The following is an 18,955-nucleotide window of genomic DNA, read 5'->3' as shown; positions in this document are numbered from 1 at the left end:
TTAATTCAATAACAAATTAATAGTAAAAGTAAAGGCCTGCAGTTATTTCATAAAAGTTGCACTTTCTGCAGTTCTTAAATAAAAATTTATTAATTCTAAAAAATAAAAAATGAAACATAAACATTTTTATAAAATTGTGCTGTTGCTGATCATTACTTTACTTTCAGCATCTTGTTCAAAAGATGGAGATGAAGCTCCACAATTAACGGTTTCAGCAAAAACAGTTTCTTTTGAACCGGCTGGAGGTACATCAGAAGACATCACAATTGAAGCAAACAGTGCATGGAGTGTGAGCAATTCGGCAGCATCCTGGCTGCAATTAACGACAACAAGCGGTAATAGTGGAGCTACAGCAACAAAATTTACAGTTTTGAGTAATGAAACCGGATCTACCCGTTCTGTGGTACTAACTATTGAAGCGAAAAATGGTCAGGCGCGAAGAATTACAATTATACAAAAAGGCAGTTTATATCCAACCTATAATTTAACGCCTAAAGCTCCCGATGAAACAGGAATGAGCAGTACAGCGATGCAATTGTCTGCAAAAATGCATTTGGGAATAAATTTTGGCAATACCATGGAAGCACCAACCGAAGCGGAGTGGGTGAATAGTAAAATTACCGAATCATATGTGAAATTTATAAAAGAAAAAGGTTTCAATTCTGTAAGGATTCCATGTGGTTGGGTTTGGACCCATTTAAGCGATCCGGATAAAGCAAAAATTGACCCGGCATGGCTTAACAGAGTAAAAGAAGTAGTTAAATGGTGTGTGGATAATGATATGTATGTGATACTAAATGCTCACGCGGATAATGGCTGGCTTGATAATAATATCACTAAGGCAAAGGAAGAGTCTATTAATGCAATGCAAAAGGCGATTTGGGAACAGATTGCTACAACCATGCGTGATTTTGATGAGCACCTAATATTTGCCGGTGCAAATGAACCTCCGGCTGATAATGCCGAAAAGATGGCCATACTTAATGGTTACTACGAAACATTTATCAAGGCAGTTCGTGCTACCGGAGGTAAAAACAGTTACAGGGTGCTGGTTGTGCAAGGTCCCAGAACTGATGCTGCTCTAACTTTTGATCTGATGAATACGATGCCAACAGACAACATTCCTAACAAATTGATGGTTGAGGTACATAACTATACACCTGCTTTATTTACGATCGTAACCGATGCAGATGTAAGCTGGGGTAAGATGATTTATTACTGGGGAGCTGGGAATCATTCTACTATTGAGCCGGAACGCAACGCCACCTTTGGTGAAGAGGATGTGATTGATTCTGAATTCCAAAAGATGAAACAAAAATTTGTTGATAAAGGTATCCCTGTAATACTGGGAGAGTATGCAACCTGGAGGCGTACTGCTGACCTCGACAAGCCTCATCCTCTGGATATGGCTATGCACAACAAGTCTGTGGATCATTGGTCTTATTATGTGACGAAACAGGCTAAAGCGAATGGTATTGTGCCATTTTGGTGGGAGATAGGTTTTATGTTAGACAGAGCTAAGAATGAGGTAAAAGACCAGGCTATGTTAGATGCCATTATTGCAGGAGGTAAGTAAAAGTAAGACACTATAAATAAATAAAAATACAGTTTTTGCAGGGTATCATGTATTGTTATCATTAAACAAGACTGAATTTAAAAAATCTGTGGCTTTTACGAGTCACAGATTTACTTATAAAGAATTCTCAATGAAAACAATGTATCTAAAATTTATTGGTTCTAAAAAGAAACAAAAATGAAACTTAAACATTTCTATAAAATTATTTTACTGCTAATCGTTAGCGGTACTATTTCCGCACAAACGGTTTGGTTAGATGAACTGGATCTCAGCGTAGCCTCACAGGGCTGGGGTGTACCTAAAAAAAACAGGACGGTTGATGACAACATCATGACCATCGCAGGCAAAACCTTTGAGCGTGGCTTCGGCACACATGCAGAAAGCTCACTTTTTATTCAGCTCGATGGTAAGGCAAATTCGTTTACCGCACAGGTTGGTATTGATGATGAAGTGAAAGGACGTAATCCCGCCGTAGAGTTTATAGTATTCGGTGATGGAGAGAAGCTTTGGGCGAGCGGTGTAATGCATGAAAATGATGCTGCCCGGCTTTGTAGTGTTAAACTTTCGGGTGTGAAACAACTTGAGTTGCGGGTAACAGACGCAGGAGACGGTGGCAGCGATCATGCCAACTGGGCTGATGCTAAATTTGAGGCGGCAGGCGTATCAACTTTTGCTACTTTTTATCCTGTCCCAAGTGAACCCTACATTCTTACCCCTAAGCCATCGGCAAAGCCGAAGATTAATAGTGCAAGCGTTTTCGGTGTCCGTCCTGGCTCACCGTTTCAGTTCAGGATACCTGCCAGCGGAGACCGACCAATGACTTTTCAGGTTACAGGCTTGCCTCAGGGACTGGAGCTGGATCAAAAAACAGGACTTATCACTGGCAAGCTTGCAAAAGCCGGCACTTACGTTATTCAATTGAAAGCAAAGAATGCGAAAGGTATAGCCGAAAAAAGTTTGCGTATTAGCTGTGGTGATAAAATTGCACTTACACCGCCAATGGGTTGGAATAGCTGGAATTGTTTCGCTCATGAAGTTTCTGGTGAAAAAATTAAACGCGCTGCAGAAGCAATAGTGAAAACCGGACTTATAAATTATGGATGGAGTTATATAAATATCGACGACTACTGGCAAAATAACCGCGATTCTACAGATCCTTCCCTGCAAGGTAAACTGCGCGACGAGGCTGGTACTATAGTTCCTAATAAAAGGTTTGGTGATATGAAAGCCCTGACAGATTATGTGCATGGTCTCGGTTTGAAGATCGGTATCTATTCCAGTCCTGGTCCCTGGACCTGTGGTGGCTGTGCGGGTAGTTATGGTCATGAAAAGCAAGACGCTGAAACCTATGCCAAATGGGGTTTTGATTATCTGAAATACGATTGGTGCAGCTATGGAGGAGTGCTAAATGGTATACCTGATAACGACCCAAACAAAGTAATCTCCATATCATATAATGGAGGTTATCAATTGTCTACCGCCGTCAAACCATACAAATTAATGGGAGAGTATATCCATCAGCAACCTCGTGACATTGTTTTCAGCCTGTGTCAATACGGAATGTCGGATGTTTGGAAATGGGGTGATTCGGTAGGAGGAAACAGCTGGCGTACAACCAATGATATATTGGACACCTGGTCCAACGTTAAAGGCATTGCATTAGCGCAGGATCAATCTGCAGCCTTCGCTAAACCTGGTAACTGGAACGATGCGGACATGCTGGTCGTAGGAACCGTAGGATGGGGTAACCTGCATCCGACCAAACTTAAACCAGATGAGCAATATCTTCACGTCAGCCTTTGGAGCCTTTTCTCTACTCCGCTGCTATTGGGTTGCGATTTGGAAAAGCTGGATGCCTTTACCCTGAATTTATTGACAAACGATGAAGTGATTGCTGTTAATCAGGATGCTCTTGGCAAACAGGCTACCTGTGTTCAGACTATCGGAGATCTGCGCATTTATGTAAAAGAATTGGAGGATGGCAGTCGTGTAGCAGGTTTTTGCAATTTCGGTCTGGAGAAAGTAGATATCTCTTACAAGGATCTGAAAAAGCTTGGCATTTCCGGAAAGCAAAAGGTGCGTGATCTTTGGCGCCAAAAAGATATTACAACAATCCATGCAGACAAAGAGGCTCTTTCGGTGAAGGTTCCGATGCATGGAGTGGCGCTGTACAAATTTATGCCGGTTAAATAGCGGGATAAGATTTCTTAATCTGAGCTCGATTTATAAGTAAAGAAGGGTACTGGGAATTGACAAAGAGATTGCAGTGATACGATAATTAATTAAAATTAACCCTTAACGAGTATCCGTTTTTGGGTAAAAATAAAAAAAGCATGTTTAGAAAAAAAGTATTGTTAAGTACAGCCGTTGTTATGGCTTTTCTGGGAGGCAGAGAATCCGCAGAAGCTCAGACTAATGCAGTTAAACCGAAAATTATTAAAGAAAACCTGGAAGAAAAATTCGCAAATGTTTCTCCGAAACTTCTCACCAATAATGCGAATCCATTATTAGATTTTATGTTTACGGCCGACCCGACAGCTGTAGAATACAATGGAAGAATTTATGTGTATGCAACGAATGATCATCAACAGTATGAGAAGGTAGGAAAGGATGGGAAAAATTCATACGAGCGTATCCGCACACTGGTCATGATGTCTTCCGATGATATGGTTAACTGGACATATCATGGTCTTATTGATACTGCAAAGCTTGCACCATGGAGTCAGAATTCCTGGGCGCCTTCCATTACATCCAGACTGGAAGCAGATGGTAAGACGCACTTCTATTTGTATTACTCCAATGGCGGTGGTGGCTCAGCCGTGCTTACTTCCACCTCTCCCGTTGGCCCGTGGAAAGATCCATTAGGAAAGAACATAGTCGACCACTCTGTTCCTGGTGTGGATGTAGGAGCTCCATTCGATCCCGGAGTTTTGATTGACGACCAAGGTACAGGCTGGCTGAGTTTTGGAGCGGGAACACCTAAAACAATATATATGCCTGATAATGCCAGAATCGTCAAATTAGGATCAGATATGATCAGTTTGGCTAGCACTATTGCTAAGATACCCGCTCCTTATTTTAATGAAGCCAGTGACCTTAACTTTATCAACGGAACCTGGGTTTATAGCTATTGCACAAGTTGGGATGAACGCACTGAATGGCCTTATACAAATATTGATAAACCAACCGCATGCAACATATCTTATATGACAAGCAAAACACCGTTAGATTCGGATAGTTGGAAGTATCGCGATAATTACTTTAAGAATACTGGCGACGTTAATGTGGGACCTATGACAAACAATCATACTCACGTGTTCAAGTTTAAAGGTAAATATTATCTTGCTTACCATGCCATGTATTTACAGGATTATTTTGACACTAAGGGCGGTTTTCGTAATGCCGGTATCGAAGAAATGCAGGTGGATGAAAAGAACGTTAATTTCCCCATGGTCAAAGCAACTTTTAAAGGTTCGTCACAACTTAACCCATTAAATCCATTCGTTCTCCAGCAGGCAGAAACAACTGCAGGCACGTCGGGGAAAGTCCAGTTCGAAGCTTTTGGTATTGAAGGCAATATGCTTGCTAAAGGAAAAATAGAGAAACAATGTCTCATGGTCCGTGGAGCCGATTTCAGCAAACAGGTTCCTTCCAAATTCGAAGCCAGGGTGAAAGGAAAAGGTAGAATTGATGTTTATATAAATAGTCTTAAAGGCCCGGCTCTTGTTTCCCTTGTATCTGATGGGAAGGAATGGACTACGCTCTCAAAGAAAATAGAACTGAAAATAGATAAAGGAGTAGGGAATATCTATTTTGTATTTAGCGGAGAGGATTTTTTGTTTGATGAGTGGAAATTCATTTATTAATTCCATTGAATAGTAATTAGATTAAAATTAATTCTATCTGCGTGTTATTTTAAAAACTGTAGAATAAGAAGAACAGAACCTTAAACAACAAAGTTGGATCTATTTATCAAGGAATCCGCAAAAACAATAAAGCGCTTAATCAGTGTCTGATCATGGTCTTAATTATAACATAAAGTTATTTCCTTCCCTGAGATTTAGTTAAGTGTTAGCCAATTCCGGGGAAGAATTAACCTCTTTGTTACAATACCTTACAGAAAAATAAATCAATTGAAATTAACCCTGAACAGATATTCGTTTTTTGGGTAAAATAAAAAAAGCATGTTTAGAAAAAAAGTATTGTTAAGTACAGTCATTGTTATGGCTTTTATGGGGGGGAGAGAATGCGCAGAAGCGCAGACTAAAGCAGGTAAACCTAAAAAGGTTAAAGAAAACCCTGAAGAAAAATTCGCAAATGTTTCGCCAAAACTCCTTATCAATGATGCAAATCCTTTATTAGATTTTATGTTTACGGCAGACCCGACCACTGTAGAATACAATGGAAGAATTTATGTGTATGCCACAAATGATCATCAACAGTATGAGCATGTAGGAAAGAGTGGGAAAAATTCATATGAGCATATTCACACGCTGGTCATGATGTCTACAGATGATATGGTCAACTGGACATATCACGGTCTCATCGATACTGCAAAGCTCGCACCATGGAGTCAGAATTCCTGGGCACCTTCCATTACATCCAGACTTGAGGCCGATGGTAAAACACACTTCTACTTGTATTACTCCAATAGCGGTATTGGTTCAGCGGTCCTTACTTCTACTTCTCCAATTGGTCCGTGGAGTGATCCGTTGGGAAAGAATATAGTAGACCGCTCTGTCCCGGGAGTAGATTGCGAAGCTCCTTTCGATCCGGGAGTTGTGATTGATGATCAGGGAACGGGCTGGCTGACATTTGGAGGCGGAACACCTAGAACCAAATACATGCCGGATAATTCCAGAATCGTCAAATTAGGAGCAGATATGATCAGTTTGGGCAGCGATGTTGCCAAGATACCCGCACCTTATTTTTTTGAGGCCAGTGATCTTAACTTTATCAATGGAACCTGGGCTTATACCTATAATACAAGTTGGGAACAGCGTACTGAATGGCCTTATACGAATAAAGATAAACCAACCCAATGCAGTATGTCCTATATGACGACTAAAACACCATTAAATCCGGATAGTTGGACGTATCGCGATAATTACTTTAAAAATACCGGCGACGTTGGCGTAGGGCCTTTGACAAACAATCACACACATCTGTTCAAGTTTAAGGGAAAATATTATATCGCGTACCATGCCATGTATTTGCAGGATTATTTTGGCACTAAAGGTGGTTTTCGTAATGTAGGTATCGAAGAAATGCAGGTCGATGAAGAGAATGTGAATTTCCAAATGGGTAAAGCTACTTTTAAAGGCCCGTCACAAATTAGTCCATTAAATCCATTCGCTCTTCAGCAGGCAGAAACTACCGGAGGTACTTCGGGTCAGGTTCAGTTTGAAGCTGCTGCTAATGTAGGTAATATGGTTGCCAAAGGAAAAGCAGATCAACAATGTTTGATGGTTCGTGGAGCCGATTTCAGCAAACAGCTTCCTTCCAAATTCGAAGCCAGGGTAAAAGGAAAAGGCAGAATTGATGTTTATGTAAATAATCTTGAAGGTAAAGCCATTGTTTCAATTATATCTGATGGAAAGGATTGGACTACGCTCTCAAAGAAAATAGAACAGAAAATAGATAAAGGAACAGCGAACATCTATTTTGTATTTAATGGAGAAGGTTTTTTGTTTGATGACTGGAAATTTATTTATTAATCCCCGTTGTTGGTCTTGTAACCATCAGCACTTAATTATCCTCATGCTTTCTTGTTCATAATAACAATAAGGAAGAAAAGTAATAATGCTTTTTTGAGTTCAGATGATTCAGAATTTGAAACAAAAAGGTCGAATAATATTTAAAATGTTTATGTATAATTAAAATATTAAATATGAAAAACTATATAAAATTTTTCTTTCTACACCTTATTTTAGTGTTTAGTCCCGTTTTAACAAACGCCCAGACGTATACCTCGAAAAATGTACCCATCGGCGGAGGCGGATTTGTGACAGGACTCATTACCCACCAAACATCCGGCGACAGGTATTGCCGTACAGATATAGGCGGAGCTTACCGCTGGGATGCTGGGAACAATAAATGGATTCAGCTGCTCGACTGGTTGAGTGAGTCAGAAAACGGATTTTACGGAGTGGAATCTCTTGCGGTGGATCCGCAGAATCCCAATAATGTTTATATGCTCTGTGGAACGGAATATATAGCCAACGGAAGAACAGCCATATTAAAATCCACAGATAAAGGAAATACCTTCACTTATACAGATGTTACCTCCAAATTCAAAACACATGGAAATGGATATGGGCGTTCCAACGGGGAACGCCTCGCTGTAGATCCCAAAAACAGCAACATATTATTCTGTGGAACCAGAGCCAACGGATTATGGAAAAGTACAGATGGAGGCGTTACCTGGAACCAGGCGTGGAACGGTGTAACGACCACTGCTAATGGAAACGGAATTTGTTTTGTTGCTTATGATCCTTTGAGTGCTGTGGTAAACGGGGTTACACAAACCATTTACATAGGTGTTTCCCGCATCGGCAGCGCCAATATTTACAAGAGTACAGATGGAGGAGTAACATTTACAGACGTTTCTCCCGACAATAGATTTATGCCGCACCGCGTAGCACTACAGGGTACTACCATGTACGCTACACTTTCTGTTGAACAAGGTCCCAATATTTCAGGTGATTATTCCGGAACTACTCCTGCAAATGATATGGGCAGAGTATATAAGCTCAACACAAGTACAGGAATATGGACAAATGTTACTCCGGCACATCATGCTACGGCAAAGTATCCGTATGGCGGCGTAAGTATAGATCCTTCCAATAGCAATAGAGTAGTGGTTTCGACATGCGGTTTGTACTGGAACAATCAGTTCGGTACCGGCTGGGGCGATTTTGTTTTTCTCTCAACAGATGGAGGTTCGACGTGGAACCTAAAAATCGGCCCGGATTCTACTTATGATGCCAACGGCATGAACTGGACAGTCGGGGGAGCTATTAATTGGATGGACTCTATTGAGTTTGATCTTAATGATCCTTTAAAAGTACATGTAATAGGGGGAGGCGGAGTAATTACCTGTTCCAATATTACAGTTGCGAATACTTCATGGAAAAATGATGCGATAGGAATTGAAGAAACAGCATTGCTGGACGGGGTCAGCATTCCGGGAGGTCCTTTTATTTCTTCTTTCGGAGACGTATCAGGCTTTGTACATGAGTCATTGACTTCTTTTCCGTCAACGAGGATTTCTCCTTTAGGAGGTTATAATAACCATAGCATTGCTTATGCTGCTGTCAACCCGGGCAAAGTAGTAAGAATTGGTAACGGGGAAAACGTTGTTTACTATTCTAACGACAAAGGAACTACATGGACGGGCGCCGCCACTAACAAGGGCGTATCAGGAAGAGTTGCCATAAGCGCCGATGGAAATACTATACTGCATTGCCCTTGGGGATCTACAACCACCTGGTATACTACCAATAACGGAGGAAGCTGGTCTGGCTGTTCGGGTGTATCGCTCGGAGATGCTGCACCGGTGGCTGATCAGGTAAATTCAAATTATTTTTACATATACCATCCATCAACTGGGCAATTGCTTAGAAGCACCAATAAGGGAGTCAATTTTTCAGTAGCAGGTACACCGGGTGCGTCAACCGCGAATCATCCGTGGGAACCCGTCCTGATCAGGACAGTGCCCGGTTTTGAAGGACATATTTGGCTGCCTCTTACCGGAAATGGATTAAAATATTCGACCAACTCTGGGGTGGCTTATACAACTGTTGCCAATGTATCGTATTGCAAAACTATCGGAATAGGAAAAACAATGTCCGGCGCGAGCTATCCTACTATTTTTATCTGGGGAACGGTGTCAGGTGTCAATGGTCTTTTCAGATCAACAGATCAGGGTGCAACATGGCTTAGAATCAATGATGACGCCCATGAGTTTGGGGGTACGTCATTGCTTGTAGGAGATATGAATGTTGCCGGAAGAGTATATATGGGTGCAGGCGGAGGAAGAGGCCTAATTTACTGGGATCCTGCAGAATCTTCTGTTTCCTACGTCACTTTAGCCAATAGAGGTACCAATTTGCTGATGGATGGAATGTACAGGTTAGACAATGGCTCCAATGCAGGGCAATATGCTAACAGCGGTGCAACTGCACAACAATGGTCAATTGAAACGGTTGGAAACGATGTAATGTTAAAGAATCGCGCTTCAGGATTGTATCTTGATGGTATGTATAGAAATTCCAATGGTTCCGTAGTAGGACAATATGGTTATAGTGGCAGTGATGCACAATATTGGACACGCGAAACCGCAGGAAGTTATTTTAAGTTTAAGAATAAAGCCACTGGTATGTATCTCGATGGAATGGGTACTACGACCAATGGTGCTGATTTATATCAATGGAGCCAGAGCAGCAGTTTTAATCAGGAATGGTTAATAAATATAGTAGGTACTCAAAATTTAAAAGTGAATTCGTTGTCTAAAAATGATTCAGAAGAGTCAGACATTTCAATAGCTTTTTATCCAAATCCATTTAGTAATAATTTTAAGGTTGAAGCTACAAAATCGAATGAACCAATTCGTGTCAGCATTTTTGATATTACAGGAAAAAAAGTACAAGCAGCAGAATCCACTTCTGAAGCAGCGCAATTGTTAATGGGAGCTTCATTGCAACCCGGATTATACTTAGTAAAAGTGGAAGGAGTAAACTCAAATTTCTCAAAATCATTTAAGATTATTAAAAAATAGATCTGTTTTGAAAAAATTATAAATATAAAAGAATATAAGGTATATGAAAATTAACCGATTTATAATGGTTTGTATCCTGTTTTCACAGTTTTTGGCAGCTCAGGAAAAGTATGTATCGCCTATTAGGGAAGGTAATGAACCTGTTGCTGCCGGAAAGTTTGCGCCAACATGGCAATCACTACAGCAATATAAAACTCCGGACTGGTTTCGTAATGCTAAGTTTGGGATATGGGCGCATTGGGGGCCTCAATGTCAACCGGAGCAAGGAGACTGGTTTGGGAGATTTATGTATAACGAAGGTGGTGACCAATATAAATGGTTTGTTGAACATTATGGTCATCCATCCAAAGTGGGATTCAAGGAAGTTATTAAGGATTGGAAAGCTGAAAATTGGGATCCTGAAAAACTTGTAGCATTATACAAACGCACAGGAGCCCAATATTTCTTTGCCATGGCCAATCATCATGATAATCTGGATTTGTGGGATAGTAAATACCAGGAATGGAATTCGGTTCGTGTAGGGCCTAAGAAAGATATTATCACTGGCTGGTCAAAAGCAGCAAAAAAATATAATCTCCCATTCGGACTGAGTGTACACGCTTCACACGCCTGGACGTGGTTTGAAACCTCCCAGCGCTCAGATAAGACAGGAGCATTAGCGGGAGTTCCTTACGATGGAAAGCTCACCAAAGCAGATGGTAAAGGAACATGGTGGGAAGGACTTGATCCTGCTGAACTTTATGCCCAAAACCATCCTTTGAGCAAAGGAAGCGAAAAAGATCTGTATGCTTTATGGAATCAGTGGGATTGGAGCAATGAAGCAGCGGTACCTTCACAGGCTTACTGTGAAAAATTCTATAATCGAACCATAGATCTTATCAATAAGTACAATCCCGATTTGCTTTATTTTGATGATGTTACACTGCCTCTTTACCCTGTAAGCGATGCGGGATTAAAAATTGCGGCGAACTTTTATAACCATAATATGGCAACCCACAATGATAAGCTGGAGGCTGTTCTGTTTGGAAAAATACTCACCGATGAGCAAAAAAAATGTATGGTTTGGGATGTAGAAAGAGGTGCGCCTGATACCATCCAAAACCTTCCATGGCAAACCTGTACCTGTATTGGTGACTGGCATTACAGTAAATCAGTTTATGAAAATAACGGATACAAATCGGCTGCGACAGTAATCCATATGTTGGTTGATATTGTCAGTAAAAACGGAAACCTGCTGCTTAATATTCCCGTTAAGGGAGATGGCACGATCGATGATAAGGAAGTAGCAATTCTTGAAAAAATAGCAACCTGGATGGATGTGAATAAAGAAAGTATTTTTGATACACGCCCATGGAAGCATTATGGTGAGGGACCTGCTTCTGAAGTGATAAAGCCCGTTAACAACCAAAGTTTCAACGAAGGAAAAATAAAGTTATCAGCCAAAGACATCCGTTATAATCAAAACGGAAAAATTCTTTATGCCACGCTTTTAGGAGTACCTTCTGATAACATTTGCTTAAAATCGCTTGGCAAGAATAAAAATAAGGACAAAATTAAAAGTATTCAGATACTTGGAAGTAAGGAGAAACTTTCGTGGAAACAATATGCCGATTCATTGGTAATTATAAAACCGAAGATTATTCCGAATGATATTGCAGTAGTGCTTAAAATAAAATAAATAAAGAATAAATGTTGACTTGCTATTTTTAATGAGGAAAGAATTTTAAAGAATTACATGTTTTATACTGAATACTAAAGCTTCTATGTAATAACAAGAATCTGAAAACAACAAAAAAATACTATCCGCTAATCAATAGAATAACAATTGTAAAAAATGCAAAATTCATTTAAACGTTACTGCAAAACCATGGAGTTGCTTAACAAATCTACATTAATCGAAGCCTATAAAAAAGCGCATGCTAAAGGAGCTGCCTGGCCTGAGATAACGCAGGGAATGAAAGAGGTAGGGATTGTTGATATGGAAATTTACCTTCTTGGAACAAAGCTTTTCATGATTATGGATACCGTAGCTGATTTTGATCACGATAAGGCGATGATCGAATTAGCACTAAAGCCACGTCAAAGCGAATGGGAAGCGCATATGTCACAATTTCAGGATAGCGCTGCCGAGGCAACCGCCGACCAAAAATGGCAATTGATGGATCGAATTTATAAAATGGATTAGCTATAAAAAGCCCAGATAAGCTAAACGAACATGAGGCAATAACTGCCGATAATATGGTAGCGTTAGTAATTGCTGCCTTAGTTGCCGTTAGCTGTAAATAAAAAAAATAATAAACTAATGAAAAAAGACATAAATAAACAGCTGATTGCAGGTTTATTACTTTGCGGATTGAGTACTGTTCTGAATGCGCAGGCCACCAAAGCGGGTAAAGCTAAAATTACGGTTGAAGTCAACACACCTGGACATCGTATTCCATCAACATTATTCGGAAGCTTTTTCGAAGATATTAACCATTCAACTGATGGCGGTCTTTATCCCGAGCTTATCAGGAATCGTTCGTTTGAGGATTCTGATACGCTTGAAAACTGGAAATTTATAAATCAGAATGATGCCAGCAAGGCTTCGGTCATTAATGTAGATGCTTTGTATCCGCAAGTTGGAGGGTTAAACGTATTCAATCGAAAATATCTTTCAATTGAGGCCAAAGGAGAATTTAAGCTTGAAAATTATGGTTTCTGGGGAATGAATATTGTTAAAGGGAATTCATATACCTTCAAATTAGCAGCGCGTAGTGTTAAAGGCTTCAATGCACCGCTCAAGGTTAGTATTGTAAGTGCTGCCGGTATAGAGTTGGCTAATGCCGAAGTGAAAGGCTTTGATGAGGGATGGAAATACTATACCGTTAGTTTAACGGCGACAGGCAGCGACCCTAAAGCACATATTGAGATAAGCGCGAAAGGTAATGGCCGCTTACATATGGATATGATTTCGCTCATGCCCGATCAAACGTGGAAAAACCATGGACTGCGGACAGATCTGGCGGAAGCCTTTAATGCTTTGCAGACTAAGGTTTTTAGGTTTCCAGGCGGCTGTTGGGTAGAAGGAGATAGTTTCAAGCAAATGCACAATTGGAAAAAAACAATTGGGAACATCGATACACGTACCTCGTCATGGAATTTCTGGGGCTACAATGCTACTCAGGGTTTAGGTTATCACGAATATCTGCAGTTGGCAGAAGATCTTGGTGCTGAGCCTTTGTTTTGTATCAATGTCGGAATGTCGCATAGAGATTTTGTACCTATGGATCAAATGGGACAATGGGTACAAGATGCGTTTGATGCAATAGAATATGCAAATGGGTCTGAGACTTCAGTTTGGGGAAGCATTCGTGCTAAAAACGGACATCCTAAACCGTTCAATATGAAATATATCGAGATAGGAAACGAAAACGGAGGCGACCAGTATGCAGAGCGATGGAAGCTTATTGCTAACGCCATCCGCACAAAATATCCTGATATTGCACTCGTTGCCAACAGTTGGGGTGCATATCCTAAAGATCCCATGCCTGACTTGGTTGATGAACATTATTATGATAATCCTGAGTGGTTTATCCTGAACACAAACAAGTACGACAATTACGACAGAAAAAGCCCGAAAATATTCGTTGGTGAATATGCGGTAACAAGCAAAACAGGGAAGGGCAACCTGCGTGGTGCTATTGGCGAGGCAGCCTGGATGACGGGTCTGGAACGAAACTCAGACGTGGTTACCATGAGTGCTTATGCGCCTCTGTTTTGTAATGTGAACCATAGAGCATGGCCTATTAACCTGATTAATTTTGATAGTCAACACTGGTATGGTCTGCCAGGCTATTATGCTCAACAGTTGTTTGCCCAAAATCAGGGTACCGTCTCTCTGCCTGTAAAAGTAGCAGGAGCACCACTCCTGGCATTTTATGAAAAAGGAGGCCTTGGATTTGGTACTTCAAACAATTCGGCAGAGTTTAAAGACTTAAAAGTACTCGCATCGGATGGGCGTGTTATGCTTCAATCGGATTTTACAAAAAACATTGATGACTGGCAAAAAACAGCAGGGGAATGGGAGGTAAAAGACGGCGTACTTCGTCAGTCAGCAACAACTGTTAATGCTTCAGTTTTTTTCGGTGACAAATCATGGACCGATTATACAGTTACCTTTAAAGGACGTAAAATTTCCGGAGAGAATGGTATCCAGATTTATTTCAGGAATCAGAATAAAGAAGATCAGATGCGATGGGAAATCGGCTGTAATAAAAATACCGGCTTTACGTTGGACAATGGATTCAGCAAGCAAATCATTCCCGGAAGTATAGAAACAGACCGATGGTATGATATTAAAGTTGAAGTTAAAGGAGGCACAATTAAAGCGTACCTTGATGGTAAACTTATACAGGAAATATCAACTCCAAATCTAAAAACCAACAGCATTTGTGTAAGTGCAGCTAATGATGAACTTTCGGGAGATATTATCCTTAAAGTTGTGAATGCAGCACCCGGCACTGTAAAAACAGAAATTAATTTGTCAGGAGCCGAAAAGCTGACCGGAAAAGGAAAAGCTATTGTGCTTACATCGGCCAGTCCGTTGGATGAAAATACAATGGAACAACCTACTAAAGTTTCTCCAAAAACTGAAAATGTAAAATTTTCAGGAACCACTATTACACGTTCTTTTCCCGGAAATTCATTAACGATATTGCGTTTAGAAACGCTACATTAAAAGATGAGAGGCAGTTAAAAAAATAAAATATACAGTTACTTTTTTTGTAAAAATATATAATAACCTGATTTTGATGTCTAATATACCGTTTGCAAGTGTGTAATGGACCTTCTCATCCTCTTCTGAGAGAACCGATCATTGAATTCAGGTTAATAACACTTTTTTGATTCACGTTTTCGAGTTTACAAATAAGCCTTTGTGCTTTGTAGGAGGAAAAAGTAGTTTTAAAAAATTCAAATATAATCTGATAAAACAACATAGACAGAGTTATCAATAGATATCCGTTGGTAAAAAGCAAAATAATACTATTATGAATTTAAAAATTTCAATGAAAGTTAGTCTGTCCATAGCAATTTTTATACTATTCTCATGTTTCCTGAAGGCTCAGGAAAATTTTCCGTTGCCTGTGGTAGAAGGCAGTGAACAGGTTGCCGATGGAAAGTTTAAGCCAACCTGGGAATCTCTCAGCCAATACAAAGTTCCTGATTGGTTTCGCAATGCAAAATTTGGTATCTGGGCACATTGGGGACCACAGTGTCAGCCTGAACAGGGCGACTGGTATGCACGTGGCATGTATGAAGAAGGTTCTGATTACTATAAATGGCATGTGGAACATTACGGTCATCCTTCTAAAGTTGGTTTTAAAGACGTAATTCACGACTGGAAAGCAGAAAACTGGGATCCAGATAAACTTGTAGCTCTTTATAAACGTGCGGGTGCCCAATATTTTTTTGCGATGGCCAATCACCACGACAACCTGGATTTATGGAACAGCAAGTACCAGGAATGGAATTCTGTTCGTGTTGGTCCTAAAAAGGATATTATAAATGGTTGGTCAAAAGCCGCTAAAAAACAGGGGCTTCCTTTTGGATTGAGTGTACATGCTGCCCATGCATGGATGTGGTACGAAACGGCACAGGGCGCCGATAAATCTGGAGAATTTATGGGTATTCCATACGATGGAAAACTTACAAAAGCAGCCGGAAAAGGTACTTGGTGGGAAGGATTAGATCCTCAGGAATTGTATGCACAAAACCATGAAGTAAGCAATGGAAAGGGATGGAATTGGGAATGGCAGGATAAAAGCTCATGGCCTTCACAAGCGTACTGTGAAAATTTTTATAACCGCACTATGGATCTTATTAATTTGTACAACCCTGACCTGCTATATTTTGATGATACAGCACTCCCATTGTATCCGGCTAGCGATGCTGGTTTAAAAATAGCCGCTCACTACTACAACCATAATATGGCAACCCATAAAGGGAAGCTTGAAGTGGTTCTGTTTGGTAAAATACTCACTGAACAACAAAAGGAATGTATGGTATGGGACGTAGAACGTGGAGCTCCTGATAAGCCACAAGCCAAAGCATGGCAAACCTGCACTTGTATAGGTGATTGGCATTATAATAGAAAGGTATATGATGAAAACCGTTATAAATCGGCTGCGAGTGTCATCCGTTCTTTAGTAGATATTGTCAGTAAAAATGGAAATTTATTACTTAATATCCCTGTGCGTGGAGATGGTACAATTGATGACAAAGAAGTTGCTGTTCTTGAAGGTATTGCGGCCTGGATGGACATAAACAAAGAGAGCATCTTCGACACCCGCCCGTGGAAACTGTACGGTGAAGGACCAGCCGCTGATCTAGCGAACCCTATTAATAGCCAGGGATTTAATGAAGGAAAAATACAATACTCAGCAAAAGATATTCGATACAATCAGAAAGGAAATGTATTGTATGCTACGGTGATGGGTAAACCAACAGAAAATATTTTATTGAAGTCACTGGCAAAAAAAGAAGGAACAGGAAAAATCAAAAAAATTGAACTTCTTGGCAGTAAAGAAAAAATTTCATGGAAACAAGAAGCAGATTCATTGGTAATTATAAAACCAAAATCTATTCCGAATAATATTGCGATTGTTTTTAAAATAGCTATGAAGTAATTGTTTCTGATTTAGGATATAGTTTCAATATTGTAATACTATTTTTCTAATATTCAATTTTCAATATGAAAAATAAAATAAAATATATTGGGTTGGTTTTGTTTGTTTGTCAGACATTTTTTGGACAATCATTCCTTGACAAGGAGAAGCAGCCCATTGCATTTTTAAATGAAGATGTTGTTTTGTCTGAGTCCTGGATAAAGCAGCGGGAGACTGTCAATGCAAAGTATATTTATCAGTTTGATACAGATAGGCTATTACACAATTTTAAAATAAATGCCGGAATTGAATCGAAAGCGAAACCACTTGAAGGTTGGGAGTCGCCTAAAGTGGGATTGCGCGGACATTTTGTAGGTCATTATTTGTCGGCTTGTGCTTCTTTAATTGAAAAAACGGGTGATACTTTGCTTCAAAAACGTTTGAAATACATGGTTGATGCTCTTGAAGAGTGTCAGCAAAAACTTGGAGGCAAATACCTGAGCGCATTCCCAGAAAAAGATTTTACTACATTGGAAACACAATTTAGCGGAGTTTGGGCTCCATACTATACCTATCATAAAATTATGCAGGGAATGCTCGATGTTTATCAGCATACAGGAAATAAAAAAGCCTATGCAATAGTGGTTAATATGGCTGCTTATGTAAAAGAGCGTATGGATAAACTTTCGCCTGAAAGTATTGAAAAAATGTTATATACTCCTCAGGCAAATCCCGCAAATGAAGCGGGTGGAATGAATGATGTTTTACAGAAATTATTTGAAGTGTCCAAAGATTCAACGCATTACAAATTAGCTTGTCTTTTCGACCGTAAGTGGTTTAGCCAGCCATTGTATGAGGGGAAAGATATTTTGTCTGGTTTGCATTCTAATACTCATTTGCCTTTGATAATTGGGTTTGCCAAACGGTATGAAAATACAGGAGACAGCTATTATCGTGATGTTGTTTCCCATTTTTGGGATATGCTGGAACATCATCATTCTTATGTAAATGGTTCTAGTAGTGGTCCAAGGCCAATTGCTACAACTCCAACTGCTCAAACATCAGAACATTGGGGAAAACCGGATTGTTTAAGTACAACGCTTACTGACAAAACATCTGAATCATGCGTTTCACATAACACTCAAAAAATCACAAGCACTTTGTTTCGTTGGACTGCCCAACCCGAATATGCTGATGTATATATGAACACACTTTATAATTCTGTTTTTGCACTACAAAATGCCGAAACCGGATGGAATGTTTATTCTTTGCCATTGGGTTCTCCGAATAAAAAGGGTTTTGCCAGTCCCACTGAGTTTTTTTGTTGCAACGGAACAACTATTGAAGCGTTTACGAACTTAAATGCTAATATTTATTTTCATAACAATGATAACCTTTGGGTCAATCTGTATGTTCCTTCTATTGTGAAATGGAAATCTAAAGGAATTACTTTGTCACAATCGTCTGATTTTCCAGATAATTCAATTGTAAAATTTAACATAACGACTAATAAAACGACGCCATTTGCATTGAAATTATTTATTCCATCCTGGGCTGATGAACAAACTCAGGTTTTGGTAAACGGAGAACTCGTTACAACTAATGCAACTCCGATGTCTTATTTTATAATTGACAAAAAGTGGAAAAATGGAGATAAGATAGAAATACGTTTTAATTATCATTTTGATTTAAAAAAAATGCCTGATAATCCAAATGTAGTTGCACTGTTTTATGGACCGGTTTTATTAGCATTTCAAGTTAATGAAGAAACAATATTAAAAGGAAATGAGCCAGATATTTTGAAAAATATATCTAAACGAGAGAATTCTATGTCATTCACATTGAAAAATAATGGAAAAGAATATACGCTTTTGCCTTTTTACAAAGTAAGTAATGAGTCATATGGAGTGTATGCGACTATCCGAAATGAGTATTAGGGATTAGCTTATGTGC

General features: G+C 39.6%; 10 protein-coding genes. All 10 read left to right on the top strand.

Features of this window, described 5'->3' with window-relative positions; translation table 11 throughout:
• Positions 1 to 109 precede the first annotated feature (109 nt).
• The 10 genes from RT99_RS00825 to RT99_RS00780 all read left to right on the top strand — a co-directional run bounded on the left by RT99_RS00825 (position 110) and on the right by RT99_RS00780 (position 18,939).
• Positions 110 to 1,576 carry a cellulase family glycosylhydrolase gene (locus tag RT99_RS00825; protein WP_042562805.1) on the top strand — a complete coding sequence of 489 codons (1,467 nt, stop codon included), beginning with the start codon at positions 110 to 112 and terminating at the stop codon, positions 1,574 to 1,576.
• 177 nt (positions 1,577 to 1,753) lie between these two features.
• Positions 1,754 to 3,769: an NPCBM/NEW2 domain-containing protein gene (locus tag RT99_RS00820; protein ID WP_042562804.1), complete on the top strand. Its 2,016-nt coding sequence runs from the start codon at positions 1,754 to 1,756 to the stop codon at positions 3,767 to 3,769.
• Between the two features lie 140 nt (positions 3,770 to 3,909).
• The gene (locus RT99_RS00815; protein ID WP_052483483.1) at positions 3,910 to 5,442 is read left to right on the top strand and encodes a glycoside hydrolase family 43 protein; all 1,533 of its coding nucleotides are present in this window, start codon (positions 3,910 to 3,912) and stop codon (positions 5,440 to 5,442) included.
• Between the two features lie 318 nt (positions 5,443 to 5,760).
• Entirely contained in the window at positions 5,761 to 7,293 is a 1,533-nt protein-coding gene (locus RT99_RS00810) for a glycoside hydrolase family 43 protein (RefSeq protein ID WP_052483480.1), read from the top strand.
• 173 nt (positions 7,294 to 7,466) lie between these two features.
• Entirely contained in the window at positions 7,467 to 10,355 is a 2,889-nt protein-coding gene (locus RT99_RS00805; protein WP_042562803.1) for an RICIN domain-containing protein, read from the top strand.
• A 43-nt stretch (positions 10,356 to 10,398) separates the two neighbouring features.
• Positions 10,399 to 12,033 (top strand): alpha-L-fucosidase, encoded by a 1,635-nt coding sequence (locus RT99_RS00800; protein WP_042562802.1) that lies wholly within the window; start codon positions 10,399 to 10,401, stop codon positions 12,031 to 12,033.
• 156 nt (positions 12,034 to 12,189) lie between these two features.
• On the top strand, positions 12,190 to 12,540 hold the full coding sequence (locus RT99_RS00795; protein ID WP_042562801.1) for an L-rhamnose mutarotase: 351 nt from the start codon (positions 12,190 to 12,192) through the stop codon (positions 12,538 to 12,540).
• Positions 12,541 to 12,657: 117 nt separating this feature from the next.
• Positions 12,658 to 15,075: an alpha-L-arabinofuranosidase C-terminal domain-containing protein gene (locus RT99_RS00790; protein WP_052483479.1), complete on the top strand. Its 2,418-nt coding sequence runs from the start codon at positions 12,658 to 12,660 to the stop codon at positions 15,073 to 15,075.
• Between the two features lie 328 nt (positions 15,076 to 15,403).
• Positions 15,404 to 17,023 (top strand): alpha-L-fucosidase, encoded by a 1,620-nt coding sequence (locus RT99_RS00785; RefSeq protein WP_042562873.1) that lies wholly within the window; start codon positions 15,404 to 15,406, stop codon positions 17,021 to 17,023.
• 65 nt (positions 17,024 to 17,088) lie between these two features.
• Entirely contained in the window at positions 17,089 to 18,939 is a 1,851-nt protein-coding gene (locus RT99_RS00780) for a beta-L-arabinofuranosidase domain-containing protein (RefSeq protein WP_052483477.1), read from the top strand.
• The last annotated feature ends 16 nt before the right edge of the window (positions 18,940 to 18,955 follow it).

This window comes from Flavobacterium sp. MEB061, from assembly GCF_000834715.1.
Classification (GTDB): domain Bacteria; phylum Bacteroidota; class Bacteroidia; order Flavobacteriales; family Flavobacteriaceae; genus Flavobacterium; species Flavobacterium pectinovorum.
This window is presented reverse-complemented; position numbering and strand designations above follow the sequence as displayed.